Origin of the sequence: Romboutsia timonensis, from assembly GCF_900106845.1 — a bacterium.
Classification (GTDB): Bacteria; Bacillota; Clostridia; order Peptostreptococcales; family Peptostreptococcaceae; genus Romboutsia; species Romboutsia timonensis.
Map to the genome: position 1 here is coordinate 15,230 of NZ_LT629846.1, position 20,572 is coordinate 35,801.

At 29.3% G+C, this 20,572-nt stretch carries 19 protein-coding genes, 8 tRNA genes and 3 pseudogenes; 28 read left to right on the forward strand and 2 right to left on the reverse strand.

Features of this window, described 5'->3' with window-relative positions; translation table 11 throughout:
• Nucleotides 1-14 precede the first annotated feature (14 nt).
• The 11 genes from mnmG to BN7997_RS00145 all read left to right on the forward strand — a co-directional run bounded on the left by mnmG (nucleotide 15) and on the right by BN7997_RS00145 (nucleotide 10,583).
• Nucleotides 15-1,913, forward strand: coding sequence for a tRNA uridine-5-carboxymethylaminomethyl(34) synthesis enzyme MnmG (mnmG, locus tag BN7997_RS00095; protein ID WP_071118860.1), 1,899 nt, complete (start codon nucleotides 15-17; stop codon nucleotides 1,911-1,913).
• Nucleotides 1,903-2,622: a 16S rRNA (guanine(527)-N(7))-methyltransferase RsmG gene (rsmG, locus tag BN7997_RS00100; protein ID WP_071118861.1), complete on the forward strand. Its 720-nt coding sequence runs from the start codon at nucleotides 1,903-1,905 to the stop codon at nucleotides 2,620-2,622. Before mnmG ends, rsmG begins: the two co-directional genes overlap by 11 nt.
• A gap of 172 nt (nucleotides 2,623-2,794) precedes the next feature.
• Nucleotides 2,795-3,580 carry a nucleoid occlusion protein gene (noc, locus tag BN7997_RS00105; protein WP_071118862.1) on the forward strand — a complete coding sequence of 262 codons (786 nt, stop codon included), beginning with the start codon at nucleotides 2,795-2,797 and terminating at the stop codon, nucleotides 3,578-3,580.
• 57 nt (nucleotides 3,581-3,637) lie between these two features.
• A complete protein-coding gene (locus tag BN7997_RS00110) occupies nucleotides 3,638-4,411 on the forward strand; it encodes a ParA family protein (RefSeq protein WP_071118863.1) in 774 nt (257 codons plus the stop codon).
• A gap of 1 nt (nucleotide 4,412) precedes the next feature.
• On the forward strand, nucleotides 4,413-5,288 hold the full coding sequence (locus BN7997_RS00115; RefSeq protein ID WP_071118864.1) for a ParB/RepB/Spo0J family partition protein: 876 nt from the start codon (nucleotides 4,413-4,415) through the stop codon (nucleotides 5,286-5,288).
• A gap of 21 nt (nucleotides 5,289-5,309) precedes the next feature.
• On the forward strand, nucleotides 5,310-6,452 hold the full coding sequence (locus tag BN7997_RS00120) for an aminotransferase class V-fold PLP-dependent enzyme (protein ID WP_071118865.1): 1,143 nt from the start codon (nucleotides 5,310-5,312) through the stop codon (nucleotides 6,450-6,452).
• Nucleotides 6,453-6,824: 372 nt separating this feature from the next.
• Complete coding sequence (locus BN7997_RS00125; RefSeq protein ID WP_071118866.1) at nucleotides 6,825-8,117, forward strand: helix-turn-helix domain-containing protein; 1,293 nt, start codon at nucleotides 6,825-6,827, stop codon at nucleotides 8,115-8,117.
• A gap of 104 nt (nucleotides 8,118-8,221) precedes the next feature.
• Complete coding sequence (yedF, locus tag BN7997_RS00130) at nucleotides 8,222-8,812, forward strand: sulfurtransferase-like selenium metabolism protein YedF (RefSeq protein WP_071118867.1); 591 nt, start codon at nucleotides 8,222-8,224, stop codon at nucleotides 8,810-8,812.
• A gap of 28 nt (nucleotides 8,813-8,840) precedes the next feature.
• Nucleotides 8,841-9,104 (forward strand): putative Se/S carrier protein, encoded by a 264-nt coding sequence (locus BN7997_RS00135; protein WP_071118868.1) that lies wholly within the window; start codon nucleotides 8,841-8,843, stop codon nucleotides 9,102-9,104.
• A 14-nt stretch (nucleotides 9,105-9,118) separates the two neighbouring features.
• Nucleotides 9,119-9,304 (forward strand): DUF951 domain-containing protein, encoded by a 186-nt coding sequence (locus tag BN7997_RS00140; protein WP_071118869.1) that lies wholly within the window; start codon nucleotides 9,119-9,121, stop codon nucleotides 9,302-9,304.
• Nucleotides 9,305-9,380: 76 nt separating this feature from the next.
• The gene (locus BN7997_RS00145; protein WP_071118870.1) at nucleotides 9,381-10,583 is read left to right on the forward strand and encodes an aminotransferase-like domain-containing protein; all 1,203 of its coding nucleotides are present in this window, start codon (nucleotides 9,381-9,383) and stop codon (nucleotides 10,581-10,583) included.
• A gap of 167 nt (nucleotides 10,584-10,750) precedes the next feature.
• Here BN7997_RS00145 and BN7997_RS15865 read toward each other — a convergent pair.
• Nucleotides 10,751-11,269 (reverse strand): annotated as a pseudogene (locus tag BN7997_RS15865) (transposase); the annotation flags it as partial.
• A gap of 55 nt (nucleotides 11,270-11,324) precedes the next feature.
• A pseudogene (locus BN7997_RS00155) lies at nucleotides 11,325-12,614 on the reverse strand (IS1182 family transposase); the annotation flags it as partial.
• A 328-nt stretch (nucleotides 12,615-12,942) separates the two neighbouring features.
• On the opposite strand from BN7997_RS00155, the gene rpsF reads away from it, so the two are divergent.
• The 17 genes and pseudogenes from rpsF to BN7997_RS00230 all read left to right on the forward strand — a co-directional run bounded on the left by rpsF (nucleotide 12,943) and on the right by BN7997_RS00230 (nucleotide 20,525).
• Nucleotides 12,943-13,221, forward strand: a complete 279-nt coding sequence (gene rpsF / locus BN7997_RS00160; protein ID WP_071118873.1) for a 30S ribosomal protein S6 — start codon at nucleotides 12,943-12,945, stop codon at nucleotides 13,219-13,221.
• A 34-nt stretch (nucleotides 13,222-13,255) separates the two neighbouring features.
• Complete coding sequence (locus BN7997_RS00165) at nucleotides 13,256-13,702, forward strand: single-stranded DNA-binding protein (protein ID WP_071118874.1); 447 nt, start codon at nucleotides 13,256-13,258, stop codon at nucleotides 13,700-13,702.
• Nucleotides 13,703-13,721: 19 nt separating this feature from the next.
• The gene (rpsR, locus tag BN7997_RS00170; protein ID WP_071118875.1) at nucleotides 13,722-13,949 is read left to right on the forward strand and encodes a 30S ribosomal protein S18; all 228 of its coding nucleotides are present in this window, start codon (nucleotides 13,722-13,724) and stop codon (nucleotides 13,947-13,949) included.
• A gap of 152 nt (nucleotides 13,950-14,101) precedes the next feature.
• A pseudogene (locus BN7997_RS14970) lies at nucleotides 14,102-14,491 on the forward strand (DHH family phosphoesterase); the annotation flags it as partial.
• Nucleotides 14,492-14,941, forward strand: coding sequence for a 50S ribosomal protein L9 (rplI, locus tag BN7997_RS00175; RefSeq protein ID WP_071118876.1), 450 nt, complete (start codon nucleotides 14,492-14,494; stop codon nucleotides 14,939-14,941).
• 22 nt (nucleotides 14,942-14,963) lie between these two features.
• Nucleotides 14,964-16,292, forward strand: coding sequence for a replicative DNA helicase (gene dnaB / locus BN7997_RS00180; protein WP_071118877.1), 1,329 nt, complete (start codon nucleotides 14,964-14,966; stop codon nucleotides 16,290-16,292).
• Nucleotides 16,293-16,595: 303 nt separating this feature from the next.
• On the forward strand, nucleotides 16,596-16,793 hold the full coding sequence (locus BN7997_RS15345; protein ID WP_143023131.1) for a hypothetical protein: 198 nt from the start codon (nucleotides 16,596-16,598) through the stop codon (nucleotides 16,791-16,793).
• 383 nt (nucleotides 16,794-17,176) lie between these two features.
• Nucleotides 17,177-18,463, forward strand: a complete 1,287-nt coding sequence (locus BN7997_RS00185; protein ID WP_071118878.1) for an adenylosuccinate synthase — start codon at nucleotides 17,177-17,179, stop codon at nucleotides 18,461-18,463.
• Between the two features lie 396 nt (nucleotides 18,464-18,859).
• A tRNA-Lys gene (locus tag BN7997_RS00190) sits at nucleotides 18,860-18,935 on the forward strand.
• On the forward strand, nucleotides 18,903-19,547 hold the full coding sequence (locus tag BN7997_RS00195) for an adenylosuccinate synthetase (protein ID WP_330385842.1): 645 nt from the start codon (nucleotides 18,903-18,905) through the stop codon (nucleotides 19,545-19,547). The genes BN7997_RS00190 and BN7997_RS00195 overlap by 33 nt, the downstream gene beginning before the upstream one ends.
• A gap of 396 nt (nucleotides 19,548-19,943) precedes the next feature.
• Nucleotides 19,944-20,019: transfer RNA gene (locus BN7997_RS00200), tRNA-Lys, on the forward strand.
• Nucleotides 20,020-20,023: 4 nt separating this feature from the next.
• Nucleotides 20,024-20,098: transfer RNA gene (locus tag BN7997_RS00205), tRNA-Glu, on the forward strand.
• A gap of 6 nt (nucleotides 20,099-20,104) precedes the next feature.
• Nucleotides 20,105-20,180, forward strand: a tRNA-Val gene (locus BN7997_RS00210).
• A 13-nt stretch (nucleotides 20,181-20,193) separates the two neighbouring features.
• Nucleotides 20,194-20,270 (forward strand) — tRNA-Asp (locus BN7997_RS00215).
• A 14-nt stretch (nucleotides 20,271-20,284) separates the two neighbouring features.
• Nucleotides 20,285-20,359 (forward strand) — tRNA-Thr (locus BN7997_RS00220).
• A 10-nt stretch (nucleotides 20,360-20,369) separates the two neighbouring features.
• Nucleotides 20,370-20,445 (forward strand) — tRNA-Lys (locus BN7997_RS00225).
• A gap of 5 nt (nucleotides 20,446-20,450) precedes the next feature.
• Nucleotides 20,451-20,525: transfer RNA gene (locus BN7997_RS00230), tRNA-Glu, on the forward strand.
• Nucleotides 20,526-20,572 lie beyond the last annotated feature (47 nt).

The window sequence follows — 20,572 nt, forward strand, 5'->3', positions numbered from 1 at the left end:
GAAAGGAGATCCATATGAAACAGTTTGAAGCAGGGAAATATGACGTAATAGTAGTTGGAGCAGGACATGCTGGTTGTGAAGCGGCTCTTGCTACAGCAAGAATGGGTCATAAGACATTAGTAGTTACTATGTCTTTAGATTCAATAGCTTTAATGCCTTGTAATCCATCTATAGGTGGAACAGGAAAAGGACAATTAGTAAAAGAGATAGATGCTTTAGGTGGGCAAATGGGTATAAATGCAGATAAAACACTTATACAAAGTAGAATGTTAAATACTGCTAAAGGTCCAGCTGTTCATTCTTTAAGAGGACAAGCAGATAAATATAAATATCACACAGAAATGAAGAAAACTTTAGAAGACAATCCTAATATAGATATAGTTATGGATGAGGTAGTTGATATATTACATGAAGGACAAGTTGTTACAGGTGTAGTTACTAAGTTAGGATGTAAATATGAAGCTAAAGCAGTTATATTAGCAACTGGAGTTTACTTAAATTCTAAAATATTTATAGGAGAGTTAACTATAAATGAAGGTCCTAATGCATTAGCATATTCTAAGCATCTTACAGAGAGATTAGTTGATTTAGGATTAAATATGAGAAGATTCAAAACAGGAACTCCTGCAAGAATCCATAGAGATAGTATAGATTTCTCGGAAATGTCTATACAAGAAGGAGATAAAAAGATTACTCCATTCTCATTCTTAACAGATAATATAGGAATAAAACAAGAGCCTTGTTATTTAACAAGAACGAACTTAAAAACACATGAAATAATAATGAATAACTTAGAAAGAACAGCTATGTATAGTGGGCAAGCAGATAGTACGGGAGCTAGATATTGCCCATCGATAGAAGATAAAGTTGTAAGATTTAGTGATAAAGAATCACATCAAATATTTATAGAGCCAGAAGGTTTAGATACAAAAGAAATGTACATTCAAGGAATATCAACAAGTTTACCTTATGAAGTTCAACTTGAAATGTACAAAAGTGTAAAAGGTCTTGAAAATGCTAAAATAATGAGACCAGCTTATGCTATAGAGTATGATTGTATAGATCCGACTCAATTAAAAATAAGTCTTGAAATAAAAGGAGTTGAAAACTTATTCAGTGCTGGACAGTTCAATGGAACATCTGGATATGAAGAAGCAGCAGCTCAAGGACTTATAGCGGGTATAAATGCAGCTCATAAAATAGAAGGAAAAGAGCCTTTTGTACTTGATAGATCAGAAGCGTATATAGGTGTATTAATAGATGACTTAGTTACAAAAGGAACTAATGAACCATATAGAATGATGACTTCAAGATCAGAGTATAGATTATATCTAAGACAAGATAATGCTGATATGAGACTTACTCAAAGAGGATATGATATAGGTTTAGTTTCAGAAGAAAGATATCAAAGATATCTTAAAAAGAAAGCTGAAGTAGAACAAGAATTAGAAAGATTAAAAACAGAAAGAGTAACTCCTAAAGAAGTAAATCATTTATTAAATGAAATGGGAGCATCAGAAATAAAAGTAGGTTTATCTTTATATGAATTCTTAAAGCGTCCAGAAGTAACTTATGAGTTAATAGAGGCTATAGGTAAAGGTGCTGGAGAAGATGTATCTGATGAAGTTAAAGAACAATGCGTAATAATGACAAAATATGAAGGATATATAGAAAAGCAATTAAAACAAATAGATCAATTTAAAAAGCTTGAAAATAAGAGATTACCAGAAGTAATAGACTATTTATCAATAGATGGACTTAGAATAGAAGCAAGACAAAAGCTAGATGCAATAAGACCTATATCTATAGGACAGGCATCTCGTATCTCTGGAGTTTCACCTGCAGATATATCAGTACTTCTTATATACTTAGAACAAATGAGAAGATCTAGAGGAGGAAAAGATGAGCAATAGAGATATATTAAAGAATGGTCTTAAAAATTTAGGAATATCAGTAGACGACAAAATGTTAAATGATTTTAATATTTACAGGGAAATATTAGTCGATTGGAATCAGAAAATGAATCTTACTGGAATAGAAGATGAAAAAGAAGTGTATATAAAGCACTTCTTAGATTCTGTTTCAGCAGTAACTAACGGATATATAAAAGATGGAGTATCTATTATAGATGTAGGTACTGGAGCAGGATTTCCAGGATTACCTTTAAGAATCTGCTTAAGAAATATAGAATTAACATTATTAGACTCATTAAATAAGAGAATCAACTTCTTACAAGAAGTAAGTAAACAAGTAGGAATAGATAATATAAAGTTTATACATGGTAGAGCTGAGGATTTTGGTAAGCTAGAAGAATACAGAGAAAAATATGATATAGCTACTGCAAGAGCTGTTGCAGGACTACCTATTTTAATGGAGTTTTGTGTTCCATTTGTTAAAGTAGGTGGATACTTTGTGTGTTTAAAAGGTCCAAATGCAAACTTAGAGTTAGAGGAATCAAAAGCAGCTATGGATGTTTTAGGGGTTGAATTTATAGAAAAAATAAATATCGAATTACCTGAATCTGACTTAAATCATAATATATTAGTATTCAAAAAAGTAAAAAATACGCCAGATAAGTACCCAAGAAAAGCGGGAAAACCAGCGAAAAGTCCGATAAAATAAATATTTTATTTTAGAAATATATAAAATTATGTTAAAAATAAAATAAAATAGAAGGATTATATAAGTATTGTGAAGAAATGTTATTTATATATCTAATGAAGGATTAAAATGAAGTATTAATTTGTAAAGAATTAAATTAAAATATATTTATTCTAAATGAGAGAGGTATGTTATGGAAGATAAAAAAGTTATGGAGATACCTATAGAAAATATAGTCCCTAATCCATATCAACCAAGAAAGGTATTTTCACAAGCAGCTTTAGAAGAGCTAAGCAATTCTATAAAAGTTTATGGAATACTTCAACCAATAACAGTTAGGCAAAAAGATGATAAGTATGAATTAATTGCGGGGGAAAGAAGATTTAGGGCTGCAAAATTAGCGAATCTTCAAGCTGTTCCAGCTATCATAAATAACATGTCGGATGAATCATCTGCAGTGCTAGCTTTATTAGAAAATTTACAAAGAGAAGATTTAAATTTTATAGAAGAAGCAATGGGTTATGAAAACCTAATAAAAGAACATGAATTTACGCAACAACAGTTAGCTGAGAAATTAGGTAAAAATCAATCTACTATAGCGAATAAGCTAAGAATACTTAGGTTACCAAATAGCGTAAAAATAAAGTTAGTAGAAAATAACCTAACAGAAAGACATGCAAGAGCTCTTCTTAAACTACCAACAGAAGAATTAATTAATGAAGTTCTTGATAAGGTAATAAAAAATGAATTAACTGTAAAGAAAACAGAAAAGATGATAAAGGATCTTTTAGAGGAGCTTGAAAGCCCTCAAGATTCAGATAAAAAACAAAATATAAAGGGAACTATGGGCATAAGAATATATTTAAACACGATGAAGCAAGCCTTTGATGCAATAATTGGTACAGGAATCGAAGCTAAATATAATGAAGTAGATAAAGGCGATTATATGGAAGTTGTCGTAAAGATTCCTAAAAAATAAAAGGGTTACTGCTTTGCAGTAATCTTTTTTTAAAAGATTACGGGGGGAAAAGTCAAAATGGGTAAAGTAATAGCAGTATTTAATCAAAAGGGAGGAGTAGGGAAAACTACTACAAATGTAAACCTAACTGCAAGTTTAGGAGCAATGGGAAAAAAAATATTAGTATTAGATTTAGATCCACAGGGAAATACAACTAGTGGATATGGTATAGATAAACAGTCAGTTGACGGAACTATATATGATGTCATAATAGATGGTGTGGATATAAATGAAACAATATTAAACACTGAATTTGAAAATATTGATATAGTAGCATCAGATACAGATTTAGCGGGGTGCGAAATAGAGCTTACATCAAGAGAAAGTAGAGAGTACATATTAAAAAACTCTATAGATAAAGTAAGAGATAATTATGATTATATATTTATAGATTGTCCTCCGTCATTAGGGATGTTAACTATAAATAGTTTAACTGCAGTAGACAGTGTTTTAATACCTATACAATGTGAATACTATGCACTAGAAGGTGTTAGTCAGCTTATGGGTACTATAAAGTTAGTAAAATCTAGACTAAATCCAAACCTAGATATACAAGGAGTTGTATTAAGTATGTTTGATGGAAGAGCTAACTTGTCAATTCAAGTAGTAGATGAAGTCAAAAGATACTTTAAAGGAAGTGTATATACGACGCTAATACCAAGAAATGTTAGATTAGCAGAAGCACCTAGTCATGGTAAACCAGTAATTTATTATGATTCAAAGTGCAAGGGTGCAGTAGCATATATGGAACTAGCAGAAGAATTTATAGATTTAGAGGAGGATATAATATAATATGGAGAATAAAGCGACAAAAAGAACTAATAGATTAGGAAGAGGTCTTAGTGCATTAATACCTGATATTAGTACAGAAATAGATAAAAAAGATATAATAACGATAGATTTAAAAAATATATATCCAAATCAAGATCAACCTAGAAGAGTATTTGATGAAGAAAAAATAAAGATACTAAGTGAATCGATAAAGAATTACGGAGTATTACAACCAATAGTGTTAAAACCTGATGATAAAGGTAAATATATGATAATAGCAGGAGAAAGAAGATATAGAGCATCTAAGCTAGCTCGTAAAAGTGATATACCTGCAGTTATAAAAGATATACCTATGAAAGATATAATGGAAATAGCACTTATAGAAAACTTACAAAGAGAAGAGTTAAACCCGATAGAAGAAGCATTAGCTTATAGAAGTTTAATAAAAAATTATGAAGTTACTCAAGAAGAAATATCAGAAGCTGTAGGAAAAAGTAGACCGCATATAACAAATACATTAAGATTATTAAATCTTCCGCAAAAAATAATGGATATGATAGACCAAGGTCAAATAACTGCAGGACATGGTAAAGCATTACTTAGAGTAAATGATGAAAATCTTCAATTAGAATTAGCAAATAAAGTTATAGCTGAAGAGCTTTCAGTTAGAGCAACAGAAGCTTTAGCTAAGAAAATATGTGAGGATAATATTAAAGAAGTTCCTAAAAAATCAAAAGAAAAAGATGTATTTATTGTTGATGTAGAAGAGAAACTAAGAAATATATTTGGAACTAAGGTAAATATATCTAAAGGAAAGAAAAAAGGTAAAATAGAAATAGAATACTATAATGAAGATGATTTAAATAATATAGTATCTATGCTTCTTGAGGACAATTAAGACAAGGAAAGGAATCATAATATGATTTATTTAGATAATGCAGCAACGACATTTCCTAAGCCAGAAGCTGTATATGATGCTATGATGGATTGTATGAAAAATTACTGTGCAAATCCTGGTAGAGCTGGACATAAGCTAGCTATGAAAGCAGCTAGAGAAATATATGATACAAGAGAAAATATAGCTAAACTATTTAATATAGATAATCCTATGAATATAGTATTTACTAACAATGCTACAGAGTCGTTAAATTTAGCTATAAAAGGGGTTGTGAATGCAGGAGACCATATAATAACTACTAGTATGGAACATAATTCTGTAATAAGACCGATAAAAGCTCTTGAAAAATTAGGCATAGAAAATACTATAGTACAATGTGATAAAGACGGATTTTTAAATGTAAAGGACTTAGAAGAAGCAATAAGATCGAATACTAAACTAATAGTAACGACACATGCATCAAATGTATGTGGAACATTAGTAGATATAAAATCAGTATCAGAGATTGCAAAATCTCATAATATATTATACTTAGTAGATGCTTCTCAAACAGCAGGTGTATATAATATAGACTTAAAAGAAATTTCTGCAGATATGTTAGCAGCACCTGGACATAAAGGATTATTAGGTCCACAGGGAACAGGAATTTTATACATAAGAGAAGGATTAAACTTAAATATATTAAAAGAGGGTGGAACAGGAAGTAAATCTGAAGATTTATTCCAACCAGAAATTCTTCCAGATAAATATGAATCGGGAACACATAATACTCCTGGGATAGTGGGATTAAATGAAGGAGTTAAGTTTATATTTAAAGAAGGTATAAACAAAATAAAAGAGCATGAAGAAGAATTATGTAGATACATGCTAGAACGATTAGAAGAAATACCAAATATAAAAATTTATGGTCCTAAAGATGCAACTAAAAGAGCAGCTGTTATAACTATAAATATAGGAAATATGGACTCTGGTGAAATAACATTCTTACTAGATAGCGAATATGATATAGCCACTAGATCAGGAATACATTGTGCTCCTTTAGCTCATAAAACACTAGGAACACTTGAACAAGGTGCCGTAAGATTTAGTATAGGATATTTTAATACTAAAGAAGAAATAGATAAAGCAATAGAGGCACTAAAGGAAATATCTAAAAATAATTAAATAGAATAAGAGGGATTATCTTAATTAAATTATTAATATATAATTTTGATTTGAGATAATCCTTTTTTGCAGTATGAAATATAAATTTAAATTAATAAAAAAACTATTTCAAAAGCAATATGCAAACTAAAATAGTATAAATACACTAAAATAGTATAAATACACTAAATAAACAGTATAAATTAAAATGAAATGTAAAATTTAGAAATAAAGTATGTTATACTTATGAAAAAATAAAAAATATATTTAACTTTTTTGTAGAAACGAACATTATTTAATCGAATAAGAAAATACTTTGAAAATATATAGTGTTTTTAGAATAAATATAAGTTATAATTGAATTGTAAGAAAATGATTTCATGGGGGAGTAGTATGAATATTTTAAGTTTAGGAGAAAAGATAAAAAAGTTAAGAAAAGAAAAAAATATGACGTTAAAAGAATTAGCAGGGGATAGAATTACTGCAGCCCAAATAAGTCATATAGAGAGGGATAAATCGCACACTAGTCGTGAGTTACTAGAATACTTAGCGAGTCAACTAGATGTAAGTGTGGATTATTTATTAGAGACTAAAGAGATGCAGTCTAAAAAGTTAACAGATAACCTAATACTTCAAGGTGAGATTTTAATTAAATGTAATGATCTAGAAAAAGCAGAAGATCAATTAAATGAAGCAATTAAAATATGTGATGAATATAAAGTTTTAGACAATTATGCAACATGCAATTTCTTACTAGCAGATATAAATTTTAAAAAAAGTAAGTATAGTGAATCAGTTATGGGTTATGAAAAAGCACTATATTACTTTATAAAAAATAACGATAAAGATAAACTGTATAAATGTTATCTAAATATAGGTAAAATTTATATGATAGAAGAGTTTTATAAAGGAGCAATACTTCAATTTGAATTTTCAGAGGGCATATTAAATGAAATACAAGTTGAAGATGTAGATATATATAAGGATTTATATAGTAAAATGGCATATTGCTATATAAAACTAGATAACAATGAGAAGTCTTTAGATTATATAAATAAAATGGATGAAATAGATATAAAAAACAATCCAGAAGAAGAATTAGATGTATTAATATTAAAAGCAAATAATTTTTTAAATGTTGGGGAATTTGAAAAGTCTAAAGAATATTTTAAAAAAGCATTAGAAATTTTAGATAAAGAAAAAAATAAAACAGAATTAGCATCTATCTATTTAACTATATCTGAAATATATAAAAGCGTAGGTAAGCTAGATAGATCTTTAGAGTATTCACAAAGAGTATATGACATTAAAAAGAGTGATGAAGATGAATATATGATGAAAAGTCTATTTAGAATAATAGATACTTATATATCTAACTATGAATATGATATGGCTAAAAAATACTGTAAAATAGCATTAGCATCTTCAATAAAAAATAAAAATAGATTAAATGAATATAGAGTTTTAAAATATTATTCAGATATGCATAAAGCTCAAAATGAAAATATCATAGCTATAGAATATTTACATAAATGTATAAATATAATATCTGAATTAAATGATGAAAAGATATTAGCAGATCTATACATAAATCTTGGTGAATTATATTCAGATATCTCAAAAGAAAAAGAATTAGAGTATTATCAAAAAGGTGTCTGTATATATAAAAATTTAGAGATAATATAAAAGATTCCTTTTAGGAATCTTTTTGTATATAGAAATAATCTATAACCGGTAAAAATATAAGTGTGATAGAATAAATGTGAATAATTTTAAGGAGATGATTATAAATGTATATAGAAATAGATGCAAGAGGTTTAGCCTGTCCTAAACCTGTTATAAATACAAAGAAAGAATTAGATAATATTGAACAAGGTATAGTAATAGTTACAGTAGATAATGATGTTGCAAAACAAAATATATTAAAATTATCTAGCTCTTTAAACTGTGAATCAAGAGTGATTAAAGAAGAAAAAGACTTAATTTCTATAGAGATAAAAAAGGGAGAAAATGTTATAATAGAAGAAAAAAAACAAGAGGAATTAGAGGATAAGTGTATATTTATATCTTCAAATAAAATGGGAAATGGAAATGATGAATTAGGTGAGGTACTTATGAAAGGATTTATATATACCCTTACAGAATCAAAACCATATCCTAAAAGTATACTTTTAGTAAATTCAGGTGTAAAATTAAGTACAGAAAATTATGATACTATCGGAAATTTAAAAATACTTGAGGAAGCTGGAGTTGAGATACTATCTTGTGGAACTTGCCTTGATTATTATGGACTTAAGGAAAGTTTAAAAGTAGGAAGCGTTACTAATATGTATACTATAGTGGATATAATGAAAAATTCATCACAAACTATATCTATATAATATTATAAAGTAGAAAGAGGATGACAATATGAACGAAATGTATATAGTTTCATTTAACTCAACACATCATGCAATAAGATTAGATAAATTATTAGGTGAAGCTTCGGTAAGAGCGACTACATTACCTACACCAAGAGAGATAACAGCTAGCTGCGGTATATCTATAAGATTCTTATACGAAGACATAGAAAAAGTAAAGAATACTTTAGTTGAAAATAACATTGAGTATAAGGGAATATATAAAATAACTAGGTTAGAAAATGGAACAAAAGAAGTAGAAAATATAGACTAGGAGAGTGAGTATTTATGCCAATGGATATAAAGATTGGTGATGTTGTAGAATTAAAAAAGCAACATGCTTGTGGATGTAAAGAGTTTGAAATAACAAGAGTAGGCATGGATATAAAAATAAAGTGTACAAAATGCTTAAGAAGTATAATGCTTGATAGAGAAACTGTCGAAAAAAGAATTAAAAAAATAATAAAAAAGTAATGTGAATAGACATAGAAACAGAATTTGATTTGCTATAATTAAAGTAAGGGAATTATTTTCAGGGGGTGCTTTAATTATGGCTATTAGATTTGCCAAAAGAATGGAAGCGTTAAATGGATCAGAAATTCGTGAACTTTTAAAGCTTATAGAAAAACCGGAAGTAATATCTTTTGCTGGTGGTTTACCGGCCCCAGAGCTATTTCCTATAGAGGAAATGAAAGAAATATCTAGAATAGTATTAGAGGAATCAGGAACACAAGCACTTCAATACTCAACAACAGAAGGATTCCAACCATTAAGAGAACAAATAGCAAGAAGAATGAATAGTAAAAATAAAACAAATGTAACTAAAGATGATATACTAATAACCAATGGCTCTCAACAAGGATTAGACTTCTCAGGAAGAGTATTCTTAAATGAAGGTGACGTAGTTTTATGTGAAAGTCCATCATATTTAGGAGCAATAAATGCATTTAAATCATATGGATCTAAATTCATAGAAGTTCCTACTGATAAAGATGGAATGATTATGGAAGAGTTAGAAAAGATATTAGAGGTTACAGAAAATGTAAAAATGATTTATGTAATACCTGATTTTCAAAATCCTACAGGCATAACATGGACACTTGAAAGACGTAAAAAATTCATAGAAATAATAAGTAAGTATGAAATACCTGTTTTAGAGGATAGTCCATATGGTGAATTAAGATTTGAAGGTGAAAGTCTACCATCTTTAAAATCTATGGATAAAAAAGGATTAGTTATTTTCTTAGGTACTTTCTCGAAAATATTATGTCCAGGATATAGACTAGGTTGGACATGTGCATCTCAAAACATATTAAAGAAATTCATATTTGTAAAACAAGTAGCAGACCTACAAGCATCAAGTATATCCCAAATAGAAGTAAGTAAATTTATAGATTTATATAATTTAGATAATCATGTAAAAAAAATAAATGAAGTATATGCAAGACGTAGAGATTTAATGTTAGAAACTATGAAAGAAGAATTCCCAGAAGGAGTAGAATATACTTATCCAGAGGGTGGATTATTTATATGGGTAGAGCTTCCAAAACATTTAGATTCAAGAATTATAATGAAAGATTGCTTGGCAAATAATGTTGCATATGTACCTGGTGGGTCATTTTTCCCTAATGGAGGAACGGAAAACTGCTTTAGATTAAATTACTCAAATATGTCGGATGATAGAATAGTTGAAGGAATAAAGAGGATAGGGTTAGTTTTAAGAAAATATATGGCTGTTAAACAAAACGTTTAATTAAAATTATACATAAAAAAATGGTGGTATATTACCACCATTCAGATTGTAGACAAAATAGCCATTTTTAACTTATATAAAATGGCTATTTTCTTTTTTATAAAGATTTTTAGTGATAATATACTAAAAATAGGCGTGAGCCTTAGATTATTGGATGTATCTTTCCATTCTTGATAATGCTTAGCTTGAATATCTACCTCTACTTTAGTATATTTTTTCTTATTAGCACTAGCTTTTATATGTGTTGAATCTATATAGATATTAGAAGAATCTACAAATCCACATTTTGTAGCTATCGCTAAAATTTCTTTAAATATTGATTCAAATAAATCTGTATTTTTAAATCGTCTTTCATAATTTTTATTAAAAGTTGAGAAATGAGGAATTTTTTCAGTTAATGAGTAACCTAAAAACCATCTATACGCTACATTTACTTCTATTTCTCTAATTGTTTGCCTCATTGAAGGTATGCCAAATAAATATTGAATTAAAACTATTTTTATTAAAACAACAGGATCTATACTTGGAGCTCCTAACGGAGAGTATAAATCTTTTACTTTATCATAAATAAAACTAAAATCTATTGCATTTTCTATTTTTCTTACTAAATGGTTTTCAGGAACCAATCCATCTAATATAACATTTATTTCATCATCTCTAAAATTTTCTTTTCTTATAGTTAACATATTTATCACCTCATAAAGAGTATTGACAAAAATAAAAGAGCGTAGACTTTGTCTACGCTCTGNTCTCAATTTTCGACAAGCCTCTTAATTTTGTATATCTCATACCATGTTTCTCTTTTGCATCTGCAAAAACTCGTTCAATTGTTTCTTTACGTTTACTGTAAACTTTTTTTACATATGGCTTATGTCTAAGATGATCAGCTTCTTCTAAATAATTTTGCCATATATGCCTTGTAACTAACTTTTGTTTATTTTTACTATTAGTGCAAATATTTAAGTGTTCACAAGATTTGCAATCACTTGGATTAGATTTATATTCTCTATACCCATCTCTATTGGTAGTTGAATATTTTAAAATTTTATTATTAGGACAAATATAACAGTCATAATACTCATCATATACATATTCATATTTCTTAAAAAATCCTTTTTTAGTCATAGGTCTTTTATATGGAATAGCAGGAATTATACCATCATCTAAAATAGTTTTACAAATATAAGGAGTTATATATCCAGCATCTATAGCTATCGCTGTTGTATGTTGTTTACTATTATTTTTTATCTTTTGATATAAATCGGAAAAAGCTACGCTATCATGTATGTTACCAGATGTAATATGAAAATCTAATATGAAATTATTGTTATCACAAGCTGTATGCGCTAGATATGCGAAGCATTTTTCTTTTTCATTTTTGAAGAACATGCCACTATCCTTATCTGTATTACTCTCTATTTTTTCCTTTTTTTTTACCTCTTCATTTTTCACTTCACATAATGGACTTTTTCCATGTTTTAATCTATCTTCATTTATCTCTTTTTCTAGTTTTTCTTGATAATGCTTAGCTTGAATATCTACCTCTACTTTAGTATATTTTTTCTTATTAGCACTAGCTTTTATATGTGTTGAATCTATATAGATATTAGAAGAATCTACAAATCCACATTTTGTAGCTCTCGCTAAAATTTCTTTAAATATTGATTCAAATAAATCTGTATTTTTAAATCGTCTTTCATAGTTTTTATTAAAAGTTGAGAAATGAGGAATTTTTTCAGTTAATGAGTAACCTAAAAACCATCTATACGCTACATTTACTTCTATTTCTCTAATTGTTTGCCTCATTGAAGGTATGCCAAATAAATATTGAATTAAAACTATTTTTATTAAAACAACAGGATCTATACTTGGAGCTCCTAACGGAGAGTATAAATCTTTTACTTTATCATAAATAAAACTAAAATCTATTGCATTTTCTATTTTTCTTACTAAATGGTTTTCAGGAACCAATCCATCTAATATAACATTTATTTCATCATCTCTAAAATTTTCTTTTCTTATAGTTAACATATTTATCACCTCATAAAGAGTATTGACAAAAATAAAAGAGCGTAGACTTTGTCTACGCTCTGAATGGTGGTATATTACCACCATTTTTTTATGGGAGATTGGGATGAAATATATTTAAGTTATGGGGGCTATATGTATATATTATTAGCAGATTAATTTAAATATATACGTATTAGGAGGCAAAAAAATGTAATAATAGAAGATGTGACATAAAATCGAATTGACATTTGTAAAAACTAATGATAAAATGTGTAGGTATGAGATATAAATCTCATTTCTCTGCTCTACAAATGTAGAGCCGTTAAGTCCAAAGGGAGGTGAAAAGATAATGAAAAATTATGAATTAGTTTTCGTAGTAAAGCCAAACGCTGATGAAGAAACAAGAGAAGCTGTTCTTAACAAAGTTAAGGAAGTAGTTGCTACTAACGGAGAAGTAGTTAAAGTTGACGTATGGGGGAACAAGAAATTAGCTTACCCAATAGCTAAGTTCACTGAAGGTCACTACGTATTAGTTAACTTCGCAGCTGGTGTTGAAGTACCTAAAGAATTAGATAGAAACTTAAAGATAAACGAAAACGTAATAAGACACATGATAGTTGTTGCTTAATAACTAGTTTTATTACTAAAAAGGCGGTGTTATTATGAACCATGTTGTATTAATTGGTAGATTAACTAGGGATCCTGAGTTAAGATACATCGCAGGGACTGGAACGCCTGTTGCAAACTTTGCAATAGCTGTTGATAGAGAATTCTCAGGTAAAGATGGGAAAAAAGAAACTGACTTTATAGATATACAAGTTTGGGGCAAATCTGCAGAGAATTGCGCTAACTATATAGGAAAAGGAAGTTTAGTAGCTATACAAGGTTCATTAAGAATCGATAGTTACCAAAATCAAGCCGGAGAAACTAGAAGAGCTACTAGAGTAAATGCAAATAGAGTACAGTTCTTAGATACAAAAAATAAATCTGAGAGTTCATATAAAGGAAATCATCAAGGGTTCGAGCCGAACTTTGAACCTAGCTTTGAGCCAACTGGATTAGATCCACAAGGATTCCAAGCAATAGATGATGACGATATACCATTCTAAAAAAGGAGGGAAATTTACTATGATAAACAAGAAGAGACGTAAGAAGAAGAGAGTTTGTCAATTCTGTGCTTCTAAAGATGCTAGAATAGATTACAAAAACACTCAAAGATTACAAAAATACGTAACTGAAAGAGGTAAAATATTACCAAGAAGAATCTCTGGAACTTGTGCTAAGCACCAAAGAGAATTAACAGTTGCAATAAAGAGAGCTAGAAACATAGCACTTTTACCATATACATTAGACTAAGAAAAGGACGAGCCTTATGGCTCGTTTCAGATTGTAGACAAAATAGCCATTTTTAACTTATATAAAATGGCTATTTTCTTTTTTATAAAGATTTTTAGTGATAATATACTAAAAATAGGCGTGAGCCTTAGATTATTGGATGTATCTTTCCAACTATTGAGGTTAAGAAGTTATTTAACTCAGATATAAAAGACTTTATAACTAAGGCAGAAATTATTCAAAATGCAAAAGTCATTAACAATAATATATGTTTAGCATACACTAAGACAGAAACTGATAATATAAATATAGTAATAGCGCAAGCTGCTGATGAATTATTAAATATAAAAGAAGTAGAGGCATCATTTGTTTTAGCTAGAAAAGATGATAGAGTATTCATAAGTGCTAGATCATTAGGAAATATAAATGTACATGTGTTAATGGAAAATCTAGGTGGAGGTGGGCACAGAGACATGGCTGGTGCTCAATTAGATACTTCACTAGAAAAAGCATATGAAATGGTGAAAGATACAATACAGACATGTATTAAGGAGGAAGAATAGATGAAAGTTATATTATTAAAAGATGTAAAAGGAACAGGAAAGAAAAATGAAGTAAAAGAAGTAAGTGATGGATACGCAAGAAATTACTTATTACCTAAAAAATTAGCAGTACCTGCTGATAATACAAACATGAAAGAATTAAATGAAAAGAACAAGTCAAAGGAATTAAAAGCTCAAAAAGAATATGAAGCAGCAGTAGAATTAGGTAAGAAAATGGAAGAACTAAATGTAGTTATATATGCTAAAGCGGGTGATGGAGGAAGACTTTTTGGGTCAATAACATCAAAAGATATAGCTGAACAAATCAAAAAACAACACAATATAGAAGTAGATAAGAGAAAAATAACTTTAGATGAACCAATAAGAGTATTAGGTTCAAGATTTGTTGATATAAAAATACATCAAAAAGTAACTACAAGACTAAGAGTAGACGTAAAGGAAAAACAATAGACAAAATCTTGAGGTGATAAAAATGGAGGATATGACTAGAATCCCTCCGCATAGTGTGGAATCAGAGCAGTCTATATTAGGTTCTATATTACTTGATAAAGAGGCTATTATAACGGTCAGTGAAACAATAAATCCAGATGACTTTTATAAAGAGGCTCATAAGATTATATATGAATCTATGATTAAATTAAGTAATAAGTCTGAACCTATAGATTTAATAACACTAACAGAAGAACTAAAGAAGCAAGGTCACTTAGATGATGTAGGAGGAATTAGTTATATAACAAGTTTATCTACAATTGTTCCAACAACATCAAATGTTAAGTATTATGCAGATATAGTAAAAGAGAAATCAGTACTTAGAAAGCTTATAAAAGTTTCTAATGATATAATAAATTTAGGGTATGATGGCTCAACTAAAATTGAAGATGTTCTAGAAGTAGCTGAAAAAAAGATATTTGATATATCACAAGAAAAAACTAGTGATGATTTTAAATCTATAAATTCAGTTTTAATGGATACATATGATATGATAGAGCATTTATACACAAATAAATCTGAAATAACAGGAATAACAACTGGATTTAGGGATCTAAATAAGAAAATTAATGGAATGCAAAGAACTGATTTATTACTAATTGCAGCTCGTCCAGCGATGGGTAAGACTGCATTTTCATTAAATCTTGTACAAAATGCTGCATTAAAGGGTGATGCATCTGTAGCAGTATTTAGTTTAGAGATGTCTAAAGAACAGTTAGTACAACGTATGTTGTCTGCACAATCAAATGTTGAACTTAGTAAGCTAAAAACAGGTAAGCTTAATGAGAATGATTGGCCAAGGATAATAGACGCTATGGCAGTTTTATCTAATGCTAAAATTCATATAGATGATACTCCTGGTATAAAAATTTCAGAATTAAGATCAAAATGTAGAAAATTAAAAATGGAGCAAGGTTTAGACCTAATATTAATAGATTATCTTCAACTTATGGAAGGTGAAGGTAATAATGAAAGTAGACAGCAAGAAATAGCTAAAATATCAAGATCTTTAAAAATAATCGCAAAAGAGTTGAACTGTCCAGTAGTTGCACTTTCTCAGCTATCTCGTGCACCTGAACAAAGAGCTGATCATAGACCTATGTTATCAGATTTAAGAGAATCTGGATCTATAGAACAGGATGCAGATATAGTTATGTTTTTATATAGAGATGAGTATTATCATCCAGATTCTGATAGAAAAAATATAGGTGAAGTTATAATTGCGAAAAATAGACATGGTGAAACGGGTTCAGTTGAATTAGTTTGGCTTGGAGAAATTCAAAAATTTGCGGATAAATCTAGAGAGATGTAATATGGAAGATATATACAAATATCCACATAAAGTGAGTAACTGTAAATACTATGTTGTGGATATTTGTCTTGAAAAATCTACAAACATTGAAATTTTAATAAAATGTTATCCACAATATCCACAAAAGAGTTGTTGATAAATGTGAATAAATATAAAAGCAAGCTTATAGCTTGCTTCAGAGCGTAGACAAAGTCTACGCTCTTTTATTTTTGTCAATACTCTTTATGAGGTGATAAATATGTTAACTATAAGAAAAGAAAATTTTAGAGATGATGAAATAAATGTTATATTAGATGGATAGGCTTGTCGAAAATTGAGATGGAGGTGAGTCTTATTTTCTCATGCATGAATCTAAAAAAATTAGCTAATTGGATGTGGAAAGATACATCCAATAATCTAAGGCTCACGCCTATTTTTAGTATATTAGCACTAAAAATCTTTATAAAAAAGAAAATAGCCATTTTATATAAGTTAAAAATGGCTATTTTGTCTACAATCTGAAGCAAGCTTATAGCTTGCTTTTTATTTATAAAAATTAATTTCATAGAAGGATGCAAATTTAATATATATATCCAAAAATTATATAGATAAGCAATAAAGTCAATTTATTTAAAAATAGTTTAGTACTGTATTGAAGAACAGAATATATACAAAGTTTATGTATTAAATATAATTACAGAATAAGTTATACATCTTATAAACTATAATGGGAAAAATAGTTTAGATAATATAAAAATTATACAAATTAAAGATAAAAATTTAAATATGACAGAAAAGCACATATTAAAAACTATATAACATTAAAAAAGTTTGAAAATAATACGTATATTTGATAAAATGTATAAGTAAAGTGTTCGAAAATCGAAAAATAGAGGTGAATTATAATGAAGACAGTTGCAGTTGTAGGCTCTCAATGGGGAGATGAAGGAAAAGGTAAAGTTATAGATTACCTTGCTACACAAGCTGATGTAGTAATTAGAGGTCAAGGTGGAAATAATGCTGGACATACATTAGTTGTTGATGGAAAGAAATTTGCTTTAAGATTAATACCATCAGGAGTATTAAATCCAAATACAATAAATGTAATAGGGAACGGAATAGTATTTGATCCTCAAGGATTTTTAGAAGAAGTAGAAATGCTTAAAAAGGATAATATAGATACAAGCAATATAAAAATAAGTGATAGAGCTCATATTGTTTTTCCATATCATAAAGAATTAGATGCTTTAGCAGAGGAAGCTAGAGGAGATAATAAGATAGGAACAACTAAAAAAGGTATAGGTCCATGTTACATGGATAAAACTGAGAGATCAGGAATAAGAATATGTGACTTGATGGACAAAGATGTATTTGCTAAAAAATTAAAATTACAAGTAGATGCTAAAAATAAATTAGTTCAAGGTGTATATGTAAAAGAAGCTATGTTTGACTTTGAAACTATATACAATGAATATTTAGGATATGCTGAGAAGATAAGAAACCATGTTGCAGATACTTCAGTAATAGTTTATGATGCAATAAAAGCTGGTAAAAAAGTATTATTCGAAGGAGCTCAAGGAACGTTACTTGACTTAGATTTAGGAACTTATCCATTTGTTACTTCATCTCATCCGATATCAGGAGGATTTGCAGTAGGTGCAGGTGTAGGACCGAATATGATAAAAGATGTTGTTGGTATAGTAAAAGCTTATACAACTAGAGTTGGAGAAGGTCCATTTGTAACTGAGTTAGATAATGAAATTGGAGAAGAAATAAGAATCAAAGGTCGTGAATTCGGAACAGTAACAGGAAGATCTAGAAGATGTGGATGGTTCGATGCTGTTATAGTTAGATATGCAGCAAGAGTAAACGGATTAACTAGTATATCATTAATGTTATTAGATGTTTTAACTGGATTTGATAAGATACAAGTATGTACAGCATACAAAATGGGAGATAAAATAATAAAAGATTTCCCTGCATCTTTAGAAGATTTAGCTAAATGTGAGCCTATATATGAAGAATTAGAAGGATGGACAGAAGATATAACTTCTGTGGAAAGATTTGAAGACCTTCCTGAAAATGCTAAGAAATATGTAGCTAAGATAGAAGAATTAATAGGAGTAAGTGTTGATATGGTTTCTGTTGGACCAAATAGAGCACAAACTATAGTTAGAAGAAATGTATTCTAATTTTAAATAATTAAATAATAAAAATAGTTGAGGGTATAAAATATATTTTTATACCCTCTTATTTTATATAACAAACAAATTATTTTATAAAATTTATCTAGTTTTGAATAAAAAATAGGTAAATTTTATTTATTTTTATAGTTAAAAGAAGAAAATTTATAAAATAAACTAAGTTTATATAGTTATATTAATATAAGGTTGAAAGTAAGTAATATAGCCAATTCTAGGTGAATATAAAATATAATATTATAGTGAAAATTAACATATTATTTAATTTATTGAAAAAAATATAAAAAATTATAATAAAAATGTTGACTTAGAATACAAAAGCTAATATAATAATCTTTGTGAGCGAGAGAGAGGCGAAGAAATTCGATAAAATCTGACACATAAGATGATCCATTAGCTCAGTCGGTAGAGCACCTGACTTTTAATCAGGGTGTCCCGCGTTCGAGTCGCGGATGGATCACCATNGTTACTTGACTTAGATTTAGGAACTTATCCATTTGTTACTTCATCTCATCCGATATCAGGAGGATTTGCAGTAGGTGCAGGTGTAGGACCGAATATGATAAAAGATGTTGTTGGTATAGTAAAAGCTTATACAACTAGAGTTGGAGAAGGTCCATTTGTAACTGAGTTAGATAATGAAATTGGAGAAGAAATAAGAATCAAAGGTCGTGAATTCGGAACAGTAACAGGAAGATCTAGAAGATGTGGATGGTTCGATGCTGTTATAGTTAGATATGCAGCAAGAGTAAACGGATTAACTAGTATATCATTAATGTTATTAGATGTTTTAACTGGATTTGATAAGATACAAGTATGTACAGCATACAAAATGGGAGATAAAATAATAAAAGATTTCCCTGCATCTTTAGAAGATTTAGCTAAATGTGAGCCTATATATGAAGAATTAGAAGGATGGACAGAAGATATAACTTCTGTGGAAAGATTTGAAGACCTTCCTGAAAATGCTAAGAAATATGTAGCTAAGATAGAAGAATTAATAGGAGTAAGTGTTGATATGGTTTCTGTTGGACCAAATAGAGCACAAACTATAGTTAGAAGAAATGTATTCTAATTTTAAATAATTAAATAATAAAAATAGTTGAGGGTATAAAATATATTTTTATACCCTCTTATTTTATATAACAAACAAATTATTTTATAAAATTTATCTAGTTTTGAATAAAAAATAGGTAAATTTTATTTATTTTTATAGTTAAAAGAAGAAAATTTATAAAATAAACTAAGTTTATATAGTTATATTAATATAAGGTTGAAAGTAAGTAATATAGCCAATTCTAGGTGAATATAAAATATAATATTATAGTGAAAATTAACATATTATTTAATTTATTGAAAAAAATATAAAAAATTATAATAAAAATGTTGACTTAGAATACAAAAGCTAATATAATAATCTTTGTGAGCGAGAGAGAGGCGAAGAAATTCGATAAAATCTGACACATAAGATGATCCATTAGCTCAGTCGGTAGAGCACCTGACTTTTAATCAGGGTGTCCCGCGTTCGAGTCGCGGATGGATCACCATTATGGCCCATTGGTCAAGCGGTCAAGACACCGCCCTTTCACGGCGGTAACAGGGGTTCGATTCCCCTATGGGTCACCAATTCCCGGGACTATAGCTCAGCTGGGAGAGCACCTGCCTTACAAGCAGGGGGTCACAGGTTCGAGCCCTGTTAGTCCCACCAATTACATAAATGCGGCCTGGTAGTTCAGCTGGTTAGAATGCCAGCCTGTCACGCTGGAGGTCGAGGGTTCGAGTCCCTTCCAGGTCGCCAATTTAATACACTATGCTGGTGTGGCTCAACGGTAGAGCAGCTGACTTGTAATCAGCAGGTTGTAGGTTCGATTCCTATCACCAGCTCCAAATAAATTTTGATCCATTAGCTCAGTCGGTAGAGCACCTGACTTTTAATCAGGGTGTCCCGCGTTCGAGTCGCGGATGGATCACCAATTATGGCCCATTGGTCAAGCGGTCAAGACACCGCCCTTTCACGGCGGTAACAGGGGTTCGATTCCCCTATGGGTCACCAATTCCCGGGACTATAGCTCAGCTGGGAGAGCACCTGCCTTACAAGCA